Annotated in this window: 16 protein-coding genes; 9 read left to right on the plus strand and 7 right to left on the minus strand. The window is 69.9% G+C overall.

Annotation, left to right across the window (positions count from 1 at the left end; all coding sequences use genetic code 11):
* Positions 1–95 precede the first annotated feature (95 nt).
* The 7 genes from ABEA24_RS09785 (at position 96) to ABEA24_RS09815 (ending at position 8,783) form a co-directional block, all read left to right on the plus strand.
* Positions 96–1,727, plus strand: coding sequence for a carboxylesterase/lipase family protein (locus ABEA24_RS09785; RefSeq protein WP_345430374.1), 1,632 nt, complete (start codon positions 96–98; stop codon positions 1,725–1,727).
* 138 nt (positions 1,728–1,865) lie between these two features.
* Positions 1,866–3,074 (plus strand): ROK family transcriptional regulator, encoded by a 1,209-nt coding sequence (locus tag ABEA24_RS09790; RefSeq protein WP_345430375.1) that lies wholly within the window; start codon positions 1,866–1,868, stop codon positions 3,072–3,074.
* A 123-nt stretch (positions 3,075–3,197) separates the two neighbouring features.
* Positions 3,198–4,544, plus strand: a complete 1,347-nt coding sequence (locus tag ABEA24_RS09795) for an ABC transporter substrate-binding protein (RefSeq protein WP_345430376.1) — start codon at positions 3,198–3,200, stop codon at positions 4,542–4,544.
* 2 nt (positions 4,545–4,546) lie between these two features.
* Entirely contained in the window at positions 4,547–5,548 is a 1,002-nt protein-coding gene (locus ABEA24_RS09800) for a carbohydrate ABC transporter permease (RefSeq protein ID WP_345430377.1), read from the plus strand.
* Positions 5,545–6,429 (plus strand): carbohydrate ABC transporter permease, encoded by an 885-nt coding sequence (locus tag ABEA24_RS09805; protein ID WP_345430378.1) that lies wholly within the window; start codon positions 5,545–5,547, stop codon positions 6,427–6,429. Before ABEA24_RS09800 ends, ABEA24_RS09805 begins: the two co-directional genes overlap by 4 nt.
* 52 nt (positions 6,430–6,481) lie before the next feature.
* The gene (locus ABEA24_RS09810) at positions 6,482–7,765 is read left to right on the plus strand and encodes a 6-phospho-beta-glucosidase (RefSeq protein WP_345430379.1); all 1,284 of its coding nucleotides are present in this window, start codon (positions 6,482–6,484) and stop codon (positions 7,763–7,765) included.
* On the plus strand, positions 7,758–8,783 hold the full coding sequence (locus tag ABEA24_RS09815) for an N-acetylglucosamine kinase (protein WP_345430380.1): 1,026 nt from the start codon (positions 7,758–7,760) through the stop codon (positions 8,781–8,783). Before ABEA24_RS09810 ends, ABEA24_RS09815 begins: the two co-directional genes overlap by 8 nt.
* Positions 8,784–9,059: 276 nt before the next feature.
* Here the strand turns inward: ABEA24_RS09815 and ABEA24_RS09820 are convergent, their stop codons facing one another.
* On the minus strand, positions 9,060–9,587 hold the full coding sequence (locus ABEA24_RS09820) for a MarR family winged helix-turn-helix transcriptional regulator (RefSeq protein ID WP_345430381.1): 528 nt from the start codon (positions 9,585–9,587) through the stop codon (positions 9,060–9,062).
* Positions 9,588–9,872: 285 nt separating this feature from the next.
* On the opposite strand from ABEA24_RS09820, the gene ABEA24_RS09825 reads away from it, so the two are divergent.
* Entirely contained in the window at positions 9,873–10,334 is a 462-nt protein-coding gene (locus ABEA24_RS09825) for a nitroreductase family deazaflavin-dependent oxidoreductase (protein ID WP_345430382.1), read from the plus strand.
* 93 nt (positions 10,335–10,427) lie between these two features.
* Positions 10,428–10,964: a nitroreductase/quinone reductase family protein gene (locus ABEA24_RS09830; RefSeq protein ID WP_345430383.1), complete on the plus strand. Its 537-nt coding sequence runs from the start codon at positions 10,428–10,430 to the stop codon at positions 10,962–10,964.
* Here the strand turns inward: ABEA24_RS09830 and ABEA24_RS09835 are convergent.
* The 6 genes from ABEA24_RS09835 to ABEA24_RS09860 all read right to left on the minus strand — a co-directional run bounded on the left by ABEA24_RS09835 (position 10,957) and on the right by ABEA24_RS09860 (position 17,380).
* Positions 10,957–12,024 carry an alkene reductase gene (locus tag ABEA24_RS09835; protein WP_345430384.1) on the minus strand — a complete coding sequence of 356 codons (1,068 nt, stop codon included), beginning with the start codon at positions 12,022–12,024 and terminating at the stop codon, positions 10,957–10,959. The two genes, ABEA24_RS09830 and ABEA24_RS09835, sit on opposite strands and share 8 nt — an antisense overlap.
* A 234-nt stretch (positions 12,025–12,258) precedes the next feature.
* Positions 12,259–13,461 carry an oxalate decarboxylase family bicupin gene (locus ABEA24_RS09840; protein WP_345430385.1) on the minus strand — a complete coding sequence of 401 codons (1,203 nt, stop codon included), beginning with the start codon at positions 13,459–13,461 and terminating at the stop codon, positions 12,259–12,261.
* Between the two features lie 46 nt (positions 13,462–13,507).
* Positions 13,508–14,788 carry an Nramp family divalent metal transporter gene (locus ABEA24_RS09845; protein ID WP_345430386.1) on the minus strand — a complete coding sequence of 427 codons (1,281 nt, stop codon included), beginning with the start codon at positions 14,786–14,788 and terminating at the stop codon, positions 13,508–13,510.
* Positions 14,789–15,332: 544 nt separating this feature from the next.
* Positions 15,333–16,118: a zinc-binding dehydrogenase gene (locus ABEA24_RS09850; protein ID WP_345430387.1), complete on the minus strand. Its 786-nt coding sequence runs from the start codon at positions 16,116–16,118 to the stop codon at positions 15,333–15,335.
* 78 nt (positions 16,119–16,196) lie between these two features.
* Positions 16,197–16,736 carry an HPP family protein gene (locus ABEA24_RS09855; RefSeq protein WP_345430388.1) on the minus strand — a complete coding sequence of 180 codons (540 nt, stop codon included), beginning with the start codon at positions 16,734–16,736 and terminating at the stop codon, positions 16,197–16,199.
* Positions 16,737–16,948: 212 nt separating this feature from the next.
* Positions 16,949–17,380: a PPOX class F420-dependent oxidoreductase gene (locus tag ABEA24_RS09860; RefSeq protein WP_345430389.1), complete on the minus strand. Its 432-nt coding sequence runs from the start codon at positions 17,378–17,380 to the stop codon at positions 16,949–16,951.
* Between the last annotated feature and the right edge of the window lie 5 nt (positions 17,381–17,385).

The raw sequence follows: 17,385 nt of genomic DNA on the forward strand, positions 1-17,385 counted from the left end.
CGGTGTCACCGGCGAGAGGGCGAATCGATCGCCGCCGGGCCGATTAATGTCGCCTGACGCGCGAAAAGGCGCAGGGCTGAGAGGCAGGTAGGCACATGATCCGATCAGGTCCGCTTCGCACCGCCGTCATCGGGGTCGCCATGGCCGTCCTGTCGGCCCTGCCCACGGCGACTCCCCAGGCCACCGCCGCGAGCCGCGCGGATCCGATCGTCCGCACGGACAAGGGCGTGGTCCGGGGCACCACGGTCGAGGGGGTCGACAAGTTCCTCGGCATCCCCTTCGCCGCACCGCCGGTCGGGGACCGCCGCCTGGCCCCTCCCGCCCCGGCACCGCGGTGGCATGACGTGCGCCCGGCGACCGCGTACGGCCCCGCCTGCGCCCAGCTGCCCAGCGGCAACGGCCCACGGTCGGACGCCGAGGACTGCCTCTACGCCAACGTCTTCCGGCCCAGCGGAGCGCGCCGGCACGGACGGCTGCCCGTGCTGTTCTACATCTACGGCGGCGGGCTGCAGAACGGCGGCGCCCAGCAGTACGACGGTGCGAAGATCGCCGCCGACAACGACGTCATCGTGGTCACCGCCAACTACCGGCTGAACGTCTTCGGCCTGCTCACCCTGCCCGGCCTCAGCGGCGACTACGCGCTGCTCGACCAGCAGGCGGCGCTGCGCTGGACCCGGGCGAACGCCGCCGCGTTCGGCGGCGATCCGGACGCGGTGACCGTCGGCGGCGAGTCCGCCGGCGCGATCTCGGTGTGCGCGCACCTGACCGCCCCGGGATCGGCCGGGCTGTTCCGGGGCGCCATCCTGCAGAGCGGCGGCTGCGGAACGACGCCGCTGGACCAGGCCCGTACGAGCGGCACCGCGTTCGCACGCTCGGTCGGCTGCACGGACCCGGCCACCATGGTGGCCTGCCTGCGGGCCAAGCCGGCCGCGGAACTGCTGGACGCGAGCGCCACCACGAACCTCACGCTCGTCTCCGGCGGCGACGTGCTGCCCGTCCCCCCGGCGGACGCGGTGGCCGCCGGCCGCTTCGCCCACGTTCCCGTCATCACCGGGGCCACCCGGGACGAGGGCCGGACCTTCGCCCTCGGATTCGTCGGGACCACGGCCGAGCAGTACGAGGCCTGGGTCCGCGGGACGTTCGGGACACGGGCCGATGAGGTGCTGCGGCACTACCCGGTCAGCGCGTACACCGGTCCGTACGCACCCGTCTACGCCGTCGCGGCGATCCTGACCGACGCGGGCCTGGTCGGCGGGATCGGCGGATGCCCGAACCTGAGCCTCGCCGGCCGGCTGTCCGCCCGTACCCGCACCTACCTCTACCAGTTCGACGACCGCGGGTTCCCCGGGCTGACGCCCGGCCGGCCCGCCGGCTACGAGTGGGGGGCGCCGCACGCGGGCGACCTGCCGTACCTGTTCCCGAGCTTCGACAACGGCACGCCGATCACCCCGTACTTCACCGCCGCCCAGCACCGGCTCGCCGACGACATGAGTCACTACTGGGGGGCGTTCGTCCGGCGCGGCGCCCCCGCGCCTCGGCAGCCCCTGGCGTACTGGCCCACGCTGCGGTCGCAGACCCTGCTCGACCTGCGACCGGGCGGGCACAGCACCCGCATCTCGGTGGCCGAGTACCGCACGCAGCACCAGTGCGACTTCTGGGACGCCGCGCCGCGGAACGCCGACGGCTCGGTCCGCACCACCGGCCGGATCGCCCTGCCGACCCGCTGACAGCTCCGTCCAATCGGCCCGGGACCTTCTGGTCCCGGGCCGACCGCCGTCCGGGGGTTGATTCGCGGACGCCTGGGAGCGTATAAGTAAACAACTTTCTTTCTAACAAGTCCGCCCAGTTGAGACAGGGGTGTCCAGGTGACCAACCGGTATCCGGCAGGACCGCAACGCCTGCTGCGTCTGCTCAACGGGCGTGCGGTGCTCGAGGCGATCCACCGGGCCGGTCACCCGATCACCACGACCGACCTGGCGGGCCGGATCGACCTGTCCCGGCCGACCGTGGCCGCCGCGGTGAGCCTGCTGCTCGAACGCGGCGTGATCAGCGAAGTGGGCCCGGACACGGGCCGTAAGGGGCCCGCGCCCGCGTTGTACGAGGTCAACGCCGACTGCGCGTTCGCGATCGGCGTGGACATCGGGCACAAGAAGATCCGTGCCGCGATCGCCGACGTCACCGGGAGCGTACGGGCGAGGGCCGAACAGGAGTCCCCGTCCGATCGGGACGCGCTCATCGAGCGGGTCGCGGCGATGTGCGAGGACCTGGCCGCGCAGATGGGCATCTCGCTGGAGGCCGTCGCCCAGATCGTGATGGGCGTGCCGGCCGTCGTCGGGCCCGACGGGCGTGGTCTGTCGTACACCACGGGCCTGCCCGACGCGGGACGCGGCCTCGGCGAGGCGCTCGTCCGCGCCATCCCGGTTCCGCTGGTCCTGGAGAATGACGTCAACCTCGCGGCGCTGGCCGAGCGCAGGCAGGGACACGGCACCGAGACCGACGACTTCGTCCTGGTCAGCCTGGGAGTCGGCCTCGGTCTTGGCATGGTGGTCGACGGCCGCGTCCGGCGGGGGGCGACCGGTGTCGCGGGAGAGGCGGGCTACCTGCCCAGCGACCGGATGGTCGCGCCGCCCGGGCAGCGCCGGGACCTCGTGCAGGAGCACCTGGGCGCGCGGTACATCAGCGCCGAGGCGCGCCGCCTGGGGCTGCCCGGCGACGGCAGTCCGCGGTCGGTCTTCGAACTGGCCCGCGAGGGAGACCCTGCCGCGGCGCGGATCGTCGACGACACCGCACGGAGCATCGCCTACGTGGTGGCCTGCGTGGTGCCCCTCATCGATCCGGCCCTGATCGTGCTGGGCGGCGCCATCGGCGGCAACGGGGACCTGCTGCTCGCACCGGTCACCCGGCATCTCGCGGACTTCAGCACCTTCCGGCCCCGGATCGTCGCCTCCGACCTCGGGCCGGGCGCGGTGCTGATCGGCGCCACGACGATGGCGTCGGACCTGGCGCGCGAGTCGACCTATGCGGCCGCGACCGCACCGAGCACCCCGGTGGAGGCTCGCCTGCCGCTTTCCTGAGGTACTGCGGCGACGCCGTCTTGCCGGACAGCGCCGCCGCCAGAGACGCCCCGGGCGTTGCCGCGCCCCGGAGCGATGACCGATCCGCCACCCAGCGATGCCATCACCGAGGAAGGACGATCAGTGTTCAAACTTATCACCGGGGCCGTGGCGGGCACGGCTGCCGCGCTGCTGCTCGCCGGCTGCACATCCGCCGGGCCCGCGTCGTCGGAGCCGACCACCGCGATCTCGGCGGGTGCCTCGCACGCGCCGACCACCATCAGCGTGTGGACGTTCAACCACCTGCCCAACGAGGTGGCGGCGTTCACCGCGGCCCTGAACCGCCTGCACGCGAAGTACCCGTGGCTGACCGTGAAGTTCGTGCCCAACAAGGACGACGCGGCGTTCGCCAAGGCGGTCGCCGCCGGTGACCCGCCGGATGTCTTCGTCGCGTCGGCGCCGGACAACGTCGGCAAGTTCTGCGCCAACGGCACGGTCGCCGACCTCGGCCCGTACCTGTCGTCGGCGAAGGTGAACACCACCGCGACCTTCCCGGCCGCGACCCTGGTGTACACGAAGTACCAGGGCAAGCAGTGCGCGCTGCCCCTGCTCACCGACGCGTTCGGGCTGTACTACAACAAGAAGATGTTCGCGGCGGCCGGCATCACCACGCCGCCGAAGACGCTCTCGGAGCTGGCCGCCGACGCGAAGAAGCTCACCGTGAAGAACGGTGACGGCTCCATCAAGACGTACGGGTTCGTCTCCCGGTCCGACTACAACGCCAACCGGTACATCTACACCGGCGTGCAGAGCGGCACGAAGTTCTACGGCGCCGACGGGAAGGCGACGTTCGGCACCGATCCGAAGTGGCAGCAGCTGCTGCAGTGGGACAAGAGCCTCGGTGACTCGTACGGTCCGGGGAACGTGCAGAAGTTCGTCGGCCGGTACCAGCCGCACGCCGACGACACGAACAACCCCTTCCTGACCGGCGCGGCGGCGATGGAGTTCGACGGCGAGTGGCACATCGGCGAGATCGACGCGGCGAAGAAGGGCATCGACTACGGGATCGCGCCGATGCCGATGCTGGACTCGGCGTCGGGCACGTACGGCGCGGGCGACACCCTCGGGACCGTCGCGTACCTGCCCGCCGGTTCCAAGCACAAGCAGGAGGGCTTCTTCGCCCTGCAGCAGCTCACCACCGACACGACGTTCCTGAACACCCTGGCCGACACGGTGTCGAACATCCCGAGCACGTTCGCGTCGCTGCAGAGCTGGGACAAGGCGAACGACCCGCACTGGAAGCCGCTCGTCGACATGTTCAAGAACCCCGGCTCGTACTACAAGACGCTCACCCCGGCGGGTGAGGAGGACATGGACACGTGGAGGGAGTTCCTGCTCCAGTACGAGCAGGGCAAGGTGGCGAACCTGCCCTCTGGTCTCGCCGGGATCGCCAAGAAGATCGACAACTCGAACGCGCAGGCGGGGAACTAGGGATGACGACCACCGTCGCCCGTAGCGCCGGCACCGTGAGCGGGGCGCCGCGGCGCCCCGCCCGGGGTGAGCGCCGCCGCCACCCGAGCAAGACCCGCTGGTGGGTCGTGCTGGCCTTCCTGTCGCCGTTCGTGATCGGCCTCGCGACCTTCGTGCTGTATCCGGTGGCCGCGACGCTGTACTACTCACTGACCAACTTCCAGGCCGGCTCGTACCGGCCCGTGCGGTTCGTCGGGCTGAACAACTACCGGACCCTGTTCACCCAGTCCGACAACTTCTGGATCGCGGTGCGCAACACCGTGTGGATGGTCGTGATCATGGTGCCGCTACGCACCGCCTGGGCCATGCTCACCGCCTGGCTGATCACCCGGGTGAAGCGCGGCCGCAACGTCTACCGCACGGTCTTCTTCCTGCCCCACATGGTGCCGCCGGTGGCCGCCGCACTTTCGTTCATCGTGCTGCTCAACCCGGTCGGGCCGCTCAACAAGCTGCTGGGCCTGTTCGGCATCGGCGAGCCCGGATGGTTCTCCGACCCCGCCTGGTCCAAGCCGAGCCTGGTGCTGATGGCGCTCTGGGCGGCCGGCAACACGATGGTGATCTTCTCGGCCGCCATGCTGGACGTGCCGCGCGAACTGTACGAGGCGGCCGACCTGGACGGCGCGGGCCCGTTCCGGAAGTTCCGCAGCATCACGCTGCCGGCGATCTCCCCGGTGATCTACTTCTCGCTGCTCACCGGGATGATCTACGCGTTCCAGTACTTCACCGAGGCGTTCGTCGTGTCCGGCTCGGCGAACGTCGAGGCGTCCAGCAACGAGCTGATCGGTTACCCCGCCAGATCGCTGCTCTTCTACTCCACGGAGCTCTACCAGCAGGGCTTCTCGTACTTCAAGACGGGGTACGCGTCGGCGATGGCGTGGCTGCTCTTCCTGGCCATCTTCGCCGCGACCGTGGTGTTCATCCGCGCCTCCCGCCGCTTCGTGCACTACTCGGGCGGTGACCGGTGACCGCCGCTGGCATGACCGGGCGCCGGCATGCGCTCGGACGCAACCGGTCGCCGCTCGGGCGTCGCCTGCTGTACGGCCTGGCCGAGCACGCGCCGGCCGTCGCGGTCGCGCTCTGTTTCCTGCTGCCGTTGATGATCAGCGTGCTGACGGCGTTCATGACGCAGCACCAGGCGGGCACCGGGTCGCTGTGGCCGTCGCCCTGGGACTTCGGCAACTTCCGGCGGGTCTTCACCGCCATGCCGTTCGGCCGCGACCTGCTCAACACGGTGCTGTACGCCGGACTGTCCACGATCGGCACGATCGTCTCGTCGGTGCCCGTGGCGTACGCGCTGGCCCGGCTGCGCTGGCGGGGCCGGGAGGCGTTCTTCCTGGTGGTGCTGGCGGCGATGATGCTGCCCGCGCAGGTGACCAGCCTGCCGCTGTACGTCTTCTACTCGCACATCGGGTGGGTGGGCACGCTCAAGCCGCTGATCGTCCCGTCGTTCTTCGGCGACGCGTTCAGCATCTTCCTGCTGCGCCAGTTCTTCCGCACGATCCCCGGCGAGTTGACCGAGGCGGCGCGGGTCGACGGCGCGGGCGAGCTGCGCATCCTCCTGCGCGTGATGATCCCCATGACCAAGCCGGCGATCGCCGCCGTGGGGCTCTTCTCGTTCCTGTACGCCTGGAACGACTTCTACAACCCGCTGCTCTACACCGGTAACAGCCAGGGCGGCCAGACCCTCGCCGTGGCCCTCACCCAGCTCGCCAAGAGCGGGCACCAGAACGCCTACCAGCTGCAGATGGCCGCGTCGCTGATGTTCCTGCTGCCCGTCCTGGTGCTGTTCTTCCTGGCGCAGAAGGTGTTCGTCGAGGGCATCGCGCTGACCGGCATCAAGGGCTGACGGCCGCCGCGTCGTCGGCGGACCGTCCTTAGCGAACCTTTTTGGAGTAAGAGTGAAGATCACCGTTGTCGGCGGTGGCAGCACGTACACGCCCGAACTCGTGGAGGGCTTCGCCCGGCGCGCCGGCGTGCTTCCGGTCGACGAGCTGGTCCTGCACGACGTCGATCCCGAGCGGCTCCGCGTCGTCGGCGGCCTGGCGGGGCGGATCCTCGCCCGGCACGCGTTCCCCGGCCGGCTGACCACCACGACCGACCTCGCCCAGGCGCTGGACGGGGCGGCCGCGGTGCTGATCCAGCTGCGCGTGGGCGGCCAGGCGGCCAGGTTGACGGACGAGACGCTGCCGAACAAGTTCGGCCTGATCGGCCAGGAGACCACCGGCCCGGGCGGCTTCGCCAAGGCGCTGCGCACGGTGCCGCTCGTGCTCGACATCGCGGCAGAGGTACGCCGCCTGGCGAAGCCCGACGCGTGGATCGTCGACTTCACCAACCCGGTCGGCATCGTGACCAGGGCGCTGCTGGACGCCGGGCACCGGGCGGTCGGCCTGTGCAACGTGGCGATCAAGTTCCAGCGGAGCATGGCGGACCGGTTCGGCGTCGACGCGGACCGGGTCCGGCTCGGCCACGCCGGTCTCAACCATCTGTCGTGGGTCCGCTCGATCACCGTGGACGGCGAGGAGCGGCTGCCCGGGCTGCTGTCCGGCGACACGCTCGCCGAGATCGCCGAGGAGGTGCGCCTGCCCGCCGGGCTGTTGCGCGACCTGAACGCGATCCCGTCCTACTACCTGCACTACTTCTACTGCACCGACCACGAGCTGGACCGGCAGCGGACGGGCTCGCACCGGGCCGAGCAGGTCCAGGCCATCGAGCGGGAGCTGCTCGCCCTCTACGAGGACCCGGATCTGGACCACAAGCCCGAGATCCTCGAACGCCGCGGCGGCGCGTACTACAGCGAGGCCGCGGCGGCCCTGGTGACCAGCCTGCTCACCGGCGACGGCGCGCACCACTACGTGGACGTGCGCAACGACGGCGTGCTGGAGGGCCTGCCGGATGAGGCCGTCGTCGAGGTGCCGGCGCACGTCGACACCGCCGGCCCGCGCCCGGTCGCGGTGCCACCGCTGCCGCCCGAGATGCTCGGACTGGTCCAGGCCGTCACGGCGTACGAGACGCTCACGATCGAGGCCGCGCTGACCGGCGACCGGTCGGTGGCCCGGCGGGCGCTGCTCGCCAACCCGCTGGTCCGTCAGTGGGACCTCGCGGCGCCGATGTCGGACGCGATCCTGGAGGCCAACCGTTCGCACCTGCCCCGGTTCTTCGGCGAGGAGTCGGTCAATGGCTGACCTGGTGGTCGGCGTCGACGGCGGGAACTCCAAGACCGACCTGGTGCTCGCGGACACCGACGGGCGGCTGCTGGCCTGGGTTCGCGGGACCGGCACGCGCCCGCACACCGACGGCATGGCGGTCACCGGTGGACAGCTCGCCGAGCTGACGCGCCGGGGACTGTCCGAGGCCGGTCTGCCGGAGACCACTCCCGTCACGGTCGGCGCGTACTTCCTGGCCAACGTGGACGTTCCGGACGACGAGCAGGAGGCGCTGCGGCAGCTGTCCCAACTGGACGTGGCCGAGCGGGTCCTCGTCCGGAACGACACGCTCGCCATCCTGCGGGCCGGTGCGCCGGAGGGCTGGGGCGTGGCCGTGGTGTCCGGCGCCGGCATCAACGCCGTCGGAGTCCACCCGAACGGAGAGTCGGCGCGCTTCCTTTCGCTCGGCGACATCACCGGCGACTGGGGCGGCGGCATGGGCGTCGCACGGGCGGCCCTGGGCGCGGCGGTCCGCGCCGGTGACGGGCGCGGCCCCGCGACCGCGCTCCGGGAGGTCCTTCCGGGCCGTTTCGGGCTGCCGACCGTGGAGGCCGTCGCCCTGACCGTCACCGCCGGGAAGATCTCCGCCATGGAGCTGCTCACCCTCGCACCGCTGGTGTTCGCCGCCGCCGACGACGGCGACGCGGTGGCACGCGGGATCGTGACACGTCTCGGCGACGAGATCGTCACGATGGTGACCGCGCTGCTGCGCCGGCTCGACCTGCTGCGCACCCCCACACCGGTGGTGCTCGGCGGCGGAACGCTCCAGAACGGCCAGGCACTCCTGCACGACCACATTCGCCGGCGCCTCCACGAGGACGCGCCGCTCGCCCGGCCGCACGTGCTCGACGTACCACCGGTGGCCGGCGCGGTCCGCGAGGCGCTGACGGAGGCCCACGCCCCGGACTCCGCGTGGCTCCGCCTCCACGAGACGCTCACCGCGACCCGGACGCCGGACTCGGCGAGCGGAGAGGTCCGCCCCTACGCCACCGGCTGAGGCCAGCGTGAAGTCGACCCGCTCGAGACGTCTGTGGCCAGGACCCGGCTCGTGGCAGCCGGATACCGGGTCAGGCGTCGCAACGGGCCACCGGGGCGGGACCGCGGGGCGGCATGGGAGCGCATGCCGCCCTGCGAGCTGTGCGCGGATGCTCGACCGTGATCCACCGCCACCGAATCATCGAACCGATTCGTTCCGAATGGACCGACTGCGACAATTCCCGGCCGTGCCGGCCCGGCCGGGCCGGTGCGGGGGATCCGCACGATGCGCCGCCGGTCAGGGCCCGTCAGGTCGGCAATCCTGGTGGGGCCCGCTGAAAGCGGCGCGGGCGAGGCTGTTCTCTATCTGCTGGAGGGCTTTGAGGGCTTCGGCCTGCTGGTCGGGGGTGAGGCCGGCGGCGGTGGCGGTTTCGAGCTCGGCCCAGATGTCCTCGATCTGGCGCCGGACGGCCTGGCTGGCGGGGGTGGCCTCGATGATGGTGGCACGTTTGTCGGTGGGGCTGGGCTTGCGGCGTACGAACCCGGCGTGCTCCAGGCGCTTGACGGTACGGGTCATCGTGGCGGCGTCGGAGCCGAGCATCCGGACGAGGTCGACCTGGCGTTGCGGACCGTAGTCCCACAGCTGCATCATCACCAGCTCTTGGGCGGGGTGCAGGCCGACGCGGCGCAGGAGCTGGGCGGCGAGCATGCGGTGCAGGCGGGCGACCCGGACGATCGCGTGGTTCATCGGCCCCGCCTGGACCGAGAGCGGGAGCGGCGCACACGCCACCTCCGCCGTGTCGCCGGGCTCATTCGGCCGATCCACCCTGCCACCCCCGACAGTGATAGCTGATCGAACAGGTACGAGTCTACCGCCGCACGCGATCATGACATTCCCGACCACGCCTCCTCCTACGGCGGTGACCACCGACCACCCCCACCCTCACCTGACCCGACCCGCCTGGGTGTGGCAATGATGACACCTCCGCACCTCGATGCTCAGCCGGGCAGCTAAAACTCGGGCAGCCACGGAAACCTGCTCGTTCGATTCCAGGCTCCCGATCGCGACCCCTTATTGTTGTCCGAACAGGCATCAAGGGACGGAGAGTAGATGAGCTTCAACACCCGCAAGGGCACCCGTGGCACCCGCCAGCCCTCTGGGGCGCTGTTCCGGCTGTTCAACAAGATCGCCGCTCGGCGGATCCGCAAGGGCAGTGGCCAGATGATGGGGTTCAACGCCCTCATCCTGAAGACGGTGGGCGCCAAGAGCGGAGCCGAACGCACCAATCCGGTCGGCTGGTTCCCCGGCCCCGACGGCAGCTACCTCATCGTCGCCTCCGCCATGGGCGCCTCCGGCAACCCCGGCTGGTACTACAACCTCGCCGCCCACCCCGACAAGGTCACCATCGAGGCCGACGGCCGCACCGTCCCCGTCACCCCCGAACAACTCGCAGGGCCCGAACGCGACGAAGCATGGCAACAGATCATCACCGCCGCCCCGCGATTCGCCTCCTACCAGGAGAAGACCGACCGAGAACTGCCCATCATCCGCCTGCGGCCCCGGCCCGCCTGACCCAGAGACCCCGGAGGAAACCGGAGACCGGCTCGTACGCGACCAGTCGACCCGTGATCTCGCACCGCAGCCAGGAGGCGACACTTGTACGGCATGGCCCGGCACCCCAAGTCGACGACCAGCCCAGCGGACCGCCTGCGATGGCTCTTGCGTTTGTCCAACCGGCTGGAGACCGCCTCGCTTCGCCGACTCGGCTTCAGCTGGATCGCGCTGATCGGCCGTACGCACGTGCTCGTGCTCGAGACCACGGGCCGCACGACCGGTCGCCTACGCCACACGCCGGTCGTGTACCGGCGCGGCGCCGAAGGAAGGCTGTACGTCGGCGGTGGTGCCGCCGGGATGACCCGGGTCGACTGGGTCGCCAACCTGCGGGCGAACCCGGTCGCGGCGGTCTGGATGCGACGGCGTAGGCATCCGGTGATCGCCCATGAGCTGACCGGCGAGGCGTACGAGCGGGAGAGGCAGGAGTCGCTCGCCCTCTGGCCCCGGAGCGCAAGGTACGAACGAATGTCGGGCCGCCGAATCCCGTACTTCCGTCTCGACCTGCGGACCAAGACGCCTAGATGGCGGTGGTGTGAGAGCGCCCGGCCGGGCCCCGGCCGGGCGCTCTGCCGATCGTCCGTCAGGTGAGGGTGGGGTAGTCGGTGTAGCCGCGGTGGTCGCCGCCGAAGAAGGCGGCGGGGTCGGGGGTGTTGTACGGGCCGCCGGCCGCGAGGCGGGCGGGGAGGTCGGGATTGGCCAGGAACAGCGCGCCGAAGGCGATCATGTCGGCGGTCCCGTCCTCCACCAGGTCCAGCGCTTCCCGTCCGGTGGGTGCGGGGTGGGTGAACGGGTTGAGGATGAACGCGCCGGGCCAATCCTTGCGCAGGCGGCGGGTCAGGTCGCGGTCCGCGTTCTCCACCACGTGCAGGTAGGCCAGGCCCAGCGGGGCGAGCCGCGACACGAGGGTGCCGTAGGTCTCCTCGAGGTCGTCCTCGGCGATGTCGTTGAAGGGGTTGCCCGGCGAGATGCGCAGGCCCACCTTCTGGCCGCCGATGGCCTCGGCCACCGCGGCCGCCACCTCGACGGCGAAGCGGATCCGGCCGTCGACCGAGCCGCCCCAGGCGTCGGTGCGGCGGTTGGCGTTGGGGGCGAGGAACTGCTGGATCAGGTAGCCGTTGGCGCCGTGGAGTTCAACGCCGTCGAATCCGGCGTCGATCGCGTTGCGCGCCGCGGCGGCGAAGTCGTCGATGGTCTGGGTGATCTCGGCCTCGGTCATCTCCTTCGGCGTCGGGAAGTCCTGGGGGCCCGCATGCGTGTAGACCTGCCCTTGAGCGGCGACCGCGGACGGCCCGACCGGGTGCAGGCCCTCGGGCAGCAGGTCGGGGTGGCCGATCCGGCCGGCGTGCATCAGCTGCGCGAAGATCACACCGCCCTCGGCGTGGACCGCGTCGGTCACCTTCCGCCACGCCGCGACCTGCTCGGCGGAGTGCAGCCCCGGGGTGTCGGGGTAGCCCTGGCCGACCACCGACGGCTGGGTGCCCTCGGTGACGATCAGACCGGCGCTCGCCCGCTGCGCGTAGTAGGTCGCCATCAGCTCGGTCGCGCCGGCACCGGGACCGTACGCGCGACTGCGGGTCATCGGAGCCATCACGATCCGGTTGGCCAGACGCTTGCCACTCAGCTCGAAGGAGTCGAATGCCGTTGCCATGATCACGTTCCTTGTTCTGAGGTCGCCGCTCGGCGCGGCGACGCCGGCCTAGCGCTCATCGCGCCATTGCCTGTCCGAACAAGTAACTCGCAGAGGTTCATCCCCCGCACATCCGTGACGTACGTCACTGGACGACTCAACTGCGCAGGTGGACTGCTGATATACGCGATCTCCTGTCGTTCGGGCAAGCGCGATGGACAAGCCGTCCTGCTCGGGCAGCTTCTGCGTGGGAGATCATCTCCTGACGGCGATCCGACCCGGCCGCGTATGCGGCCGGGTCGGATCGCCGCGTTGGGCCACGACGGGGCGTTTGTCCTTCGGTAGTGATTCGATCATCGATCGTGGGAGGTTGAGGGTGTCGGCGCTGACCTGTGGTGGTGTGTTGGCCATCCATTGGGCGGCCGAGATGTCCTCGAACAGCGGGTTGCGGAACATCTCCAGGAACTTCAGTGGCTCGTTTCCGAGGTTTTCGATGTAGTGGCCGTAGGCGAAGGGGACGTAGCCGACGTCGCCGGCCTGGAAGTCGAAGGTTCGGTTCAGTCCGGAGCTGGCGAACACGCCCATCCGTCCGAAGCCGGAGATGTAGTACTGCCACTCGTCGTCGGTGGGGTGCCAGTGCAGCTCGCGTAGGCCGCCGGGTTCGATCTCGACCAGTGCGGCGGCGATGGTCGTCGCGGCGAAGTTCGAGTGGTCGGCGATGCGGACGGTGCCGCCGTCGAACTCCATGGGTCGTTGGGTGTGCAGCCTGTGCTTGAACGTGCGTGGCACATCCCCGGTCGGGCTGAACACCCGATCGGCTGCCAACGGGGGCGGGACCTGCCCTGGGAAGATGTACTTCTCCCTCTCCGGCAGGTGGTCCAGTTGCTCGAGCTGCCAGCCGAAGTTCTTGGCCAGCACGTTCTTCGGCGTGTGCGCGAAGAAGTCGCTGATCATGAACGTGGAGTTCTCGGAGAACCCACCGTCGTCGAAGACGAGCAGGAACTCCACGCCCTCGTCCAGGGCCTGGATGTGGTGCGGGACCCCCTTGGGGAAGAACCACAGGTCACCTTGTTGCACGTCCTCGAGGAAGTTACGGCCCTCCTGGTCGACCGCGCCGATCCGGCAGCTGCCCTCCAGGACGTAGCCCCACTCGGACTGTTTGTGCCAGTGCAGTTCACGGTAGGCGCCCGGGTTCAGCTTCATGTCGACGCCGGCCAGCGTGGTCGCCACCGGCAGCTCGCGCTGAGTGACCTCCCGGGTCCAGCCGCCCTCCTCGATGCGGGTGTGCGCCATGGAGAACGAGAACTTCATGTTCGGCAGCGTTCCACTGTCGGTCTCCGGAGGAGTGATCAGGTCGGGGTTCTGCCGGTCGAGTTCGATATTGCGTGGACCGGTGTCGATGCCGCCCTTGCCGTCACGTTGCGGCTGAGGAATTCCGTCGCGAATGCGTTCGGTCACCATAGAAGTCCATCCCTTTCGGTCGTTGTTGTCCCGTTCGACATCGTCACAGCAGTGTGAGTGGCAGGCAGCAGCCGAGCGCGGCGACCACGGCGCCCGCGCAGCCTGCGAGCCGTGTGGTCAAAGGGGTGTTGACCAGCGGGCCCATGAGCTGCCGGTCACGGCAGAAACCGATGAGCAGAAAGAGCGCGACGGGCACGCCGAGGGAGATGATGACCTGGCTGAGGATCAGCAGCTTGGTCACTGGTACGCCGAGGACCAGGACGAGCACGGCCGGCGCCATCGTCACCAGGCGGCGCAGGTGCAGCGGCAGCCGTCGGCCCAGGAAACCGCGCATGACGATGTCGCCGGCGAGGGTCCCGACACCGCACGAGGAAACGCCCGACGACAAGAGCGCGACGGCGAACGCGAGCGCGGCGGCACCGCCGATCCGGCTGGTCAGCTCCGCGTGCGCGCCGACGAGGTCGCCGGTCCACGCGCCGCCCGTGGCCGCCGCGAGACCGACGCCGAAGGCGATCATCGAGGTGTTGACGAGGGTGGCCGCGCCCAGGCCGAGCAGGCAGTCCGTCCGCAGGGCCCGGCGTACGACCGACGGCCTGCGTCTGGCCGCCTCCGGTGTCCATCCGCGTCCCTGGACGATTCCCGAGTGCAGGTAGATGGCGTGCGGCATGACAGTGGCTCCCACGATGCCCATCGCCAGGATCAGCGAATGCGCACCAGCGAAGTCCGGTGCCAGCCCGCCGGCGAACCCGGACGCGGACTGATGCCCCACACAGACGATGTCGTACCCGATGCCGGCGCCGACGAGTATCAGCGCCGCGGTGCTCATCAGCTCGAACGGGCGGGTCCGGCCACGCCGCCGCAGCTCCAGCAGCAGGAGGGACACCACGGCCGTCACCGCTGCGGACAGGGCCACCGGCATGCCGAACAGCAGCCCCATGCCGATGGCCGCACCGGTGAACTCCGCCACATCGGTCGCGAGGACCACGATCTCGGCTTGGGCCCACAGCAGAAGGTTCCCGCTGCGGGTGAACCGCTCGCGACACAACGCCGGCAGGCTCTTACCGGTCGCGATCCCGAGCTTGGCGGCCTGGAACTGGACCAGGATCGCGACGAGGCTGGCCGCCACGACCACCCACAAGAGCATGTACCCGGTCGTGGCTCCCGCCGCGAAGTTGGTGGCGACGTTGCCGGGATCCACGTACGCGATCGCCGCGACGAACGCCGGCCCGAGCAAGGGCGACATCCGCGACTCGCCGACCGGCCGTTTCCAGCGCGCCGGGGAGGCGGGTGCGCGGATGACTTCCAAGACCGCATGACTGTCCATCGTCCCCCTCAATTCGTCATCCCTGCTGTCGGAAGCTGTCACCGAAAATGCGAAGCAAGCCAGAAGCGACAAGACCGGAATACCCTCCAATGAGGGCCGATAGCTTTAGTTATGTCATGAATAGATCAAAGGCTGAGTAGCGCTGATGAAATTGACAAATAGTGCTAAAGTTCCGGAAGCGGTCATTCCGGCTTTGCGCGTCCGCTCCGGGCGGAGCCCGCCCGCCTCGGCCGCCAAGCGACGTACCGCAAGGCCGGTCGCCCGGTCCAAGCTGTGCCGGCGGACCGCGGTGATTCCGCCGCTACGTTTCCGGGCAGGCGCTCAGCCTGATCGGTACCTGGGTGGAGACGGTCGCTCAGGCGCTGCTCGTGCTGCGCCTGACGCACTCCGGCGTCGTCCTCGGACCGACCACCGCTGTCAGATACGCGCCGGTCCTGCTGCTGTCGCTGTACGCGGGGCTGCTTGTCGACCGCCGCCGCACGCCCGTCCGGTCCTCGTCACGGCGACTCCCACCCTGGCGATTTCCGACGCAGGCGACCGCCCGTCACTTCTCCGCGGCCAGGTCGCGGTCCACGATCACCGCTACCTTGCCCGGTGCGCCACGGCCCGCCTTCAGCGACTGCAGTCCCGTATTGATCGCCTCGACGGTGCTGTCGATGGTCTGGCTGACGTGCGGGACCACAAGTCCCTGCGTCGCCCACTCCATCGCCAGAGCCATCCCGCGCTGGAGAAAGGCATGCGCCTCGCTGTCGAGCGTGGCGGGTTCGGAGAAGTAGCGCAGCAGATTGACGTTGACGTGCTCGGCGCCCCGCTCGGCCAGGATGGCATCCACCGGGCTGTGCGTTTCGACCAAGCGTGTCGTCTTTCCGGGACCGACGCCGAGCACGATCCAGCTGCCGCGCCGCCGGACGGTCTTCGCGGTCTCGACAAAGCCCTGCTCGTTGTAGGTGGCGTCGAAGACGAGGTCAACGCCCTGCCCGCTGGTCAGCTTCGCGATTTCGGCGGCGATGTCGTCACGCTTGTAATTGAAGATGTGATGGGCGCCGGACTGCCGGGCCAGCGCCATCGATTGCGGCGTGCCGCCGCTGCTGATGACCAGTCCGGCCCCCAGGGCACGCGCCGCCATCTGCACGGCGAGATGCCCGACGCCGCCCCCACCGCCCGGGATATAGACCGTGTCACCGGCCTGGACGGCCTGGTAAAGACCCGCGAAAGCGGACAGGAAGCACATCGGAAGCGCCGCCGCATCACGGAAGCTCAGGGATGGCGGCTTGGGGACGGTGAGGAATTGGCGTGCGACGGCATACGGAATCGTCTGAGTCTGCTTCATGCCTCGCCCCCGTCTGATGACATGCCGGCCCGACATCGGTATGGCACGGCACCGAGATGATGGATCGCTCCTCCCTTCTCAGCCCTCCAACTCGATGGTCTGCCTGCGGGCACCCGGGAGCCGGACGAGAGCGGGCGCGAGAATCATTACCAGGACGAGGCCGGCGACCAAGCCGTACAGGGGGCGGCCGGGCGCGGCGCTTCCGCTGCTGACCAGCACCGCAGTGGCCGCGGACGGGGCGTGGTGGCTGCCCATGACGGTCAGCGCCGCCAGGGTGACGGCGGTGGCCGGCGCCGTCGCTCCCGCCTGGTTCAGCGTGGTGTTTCCCAGCCGGGTCATCGGTGGGTGCTCCCACAGCCCGAAGGCCGCCGCGCATGCCAGCCCGCTCCCGATCGCGACCCCATGGCCGGCGACGGCGTTGCGTACTCGCGCGGTGACGTGGTCAGGATGGGCCAGCATCAGGTACGCGGTGGGACCCACCGTGCTGGTCACCAGGACCAGGCCGGCGAAGTGGCCGACGACGCCGATGACCGCGACCAACAACCCCGACTGGATCAGCAGGCGGAGCGCGACCATGAACCGCGCGCTCCACTGCGCGCTCGTTCGGCGTACGGCCATGACCGGGTTCTAACCGCTCCGTTGATCTTTATTCTTGAGTACGGCCGAGGTGCTGCCGGTCACCAGTGCCCGTTGACCGCGGCCGGTTCGTCGACGCCGACGGTGGACAACTCGACGATGTGGCGGGGGTCCGGCGCCCTGAGAACCTGACGCACGAATACGCCGTCGGCGCCCGTCTGATCGATGACGAGGCGGCGCGGAGGCCGCGGGTCTCATGCGACGTTGCGGGCGTTGATCGAACCCGGCCGTACGTCGAGGTTCGGGTCGTCGAGGCCGAAGCTGATGAGGCGCTTGGGATGAATCCGGATGATCGCTCCGTCGAATCCCGTGGGGGCGGCGTCGTAGGCGGAATCGGCGGGTTCGGCGATCGCCTCGGCGTGCCCGCGGATCTCCAGGAACCGCGGCCGCCATGGGTCGACCGAGACGACGTCGTCCACCACGAAGGCGACCCGGCCGTTGTCGGCGACGTTGCGGAACTTCCGGCTACGCGCCATCCCGTGCCCGGCGATGTCGATCGTGTCCGTACGGCTGTTGTAGCGGAACCCGACCGGGCTGACCTGCAGCGTGCCGTCGGGCTGCGCGGTGGCCAGCCGCCCGAGTCGCTGGCCTGTCAGGTACTCGACTTCGGCCTTGGTGAACAGCATGAGAT

This window comes from Actinoallomurus vinaceus (genome assembly GCF_039542055.1).
Classification (GTDB): Bacteria; Actinomycetota; Actinomycetes; order Streptosporangiales; family Streptosporangiaceae; genus Actinoallomurus; species Actinoallomurus vinaceus.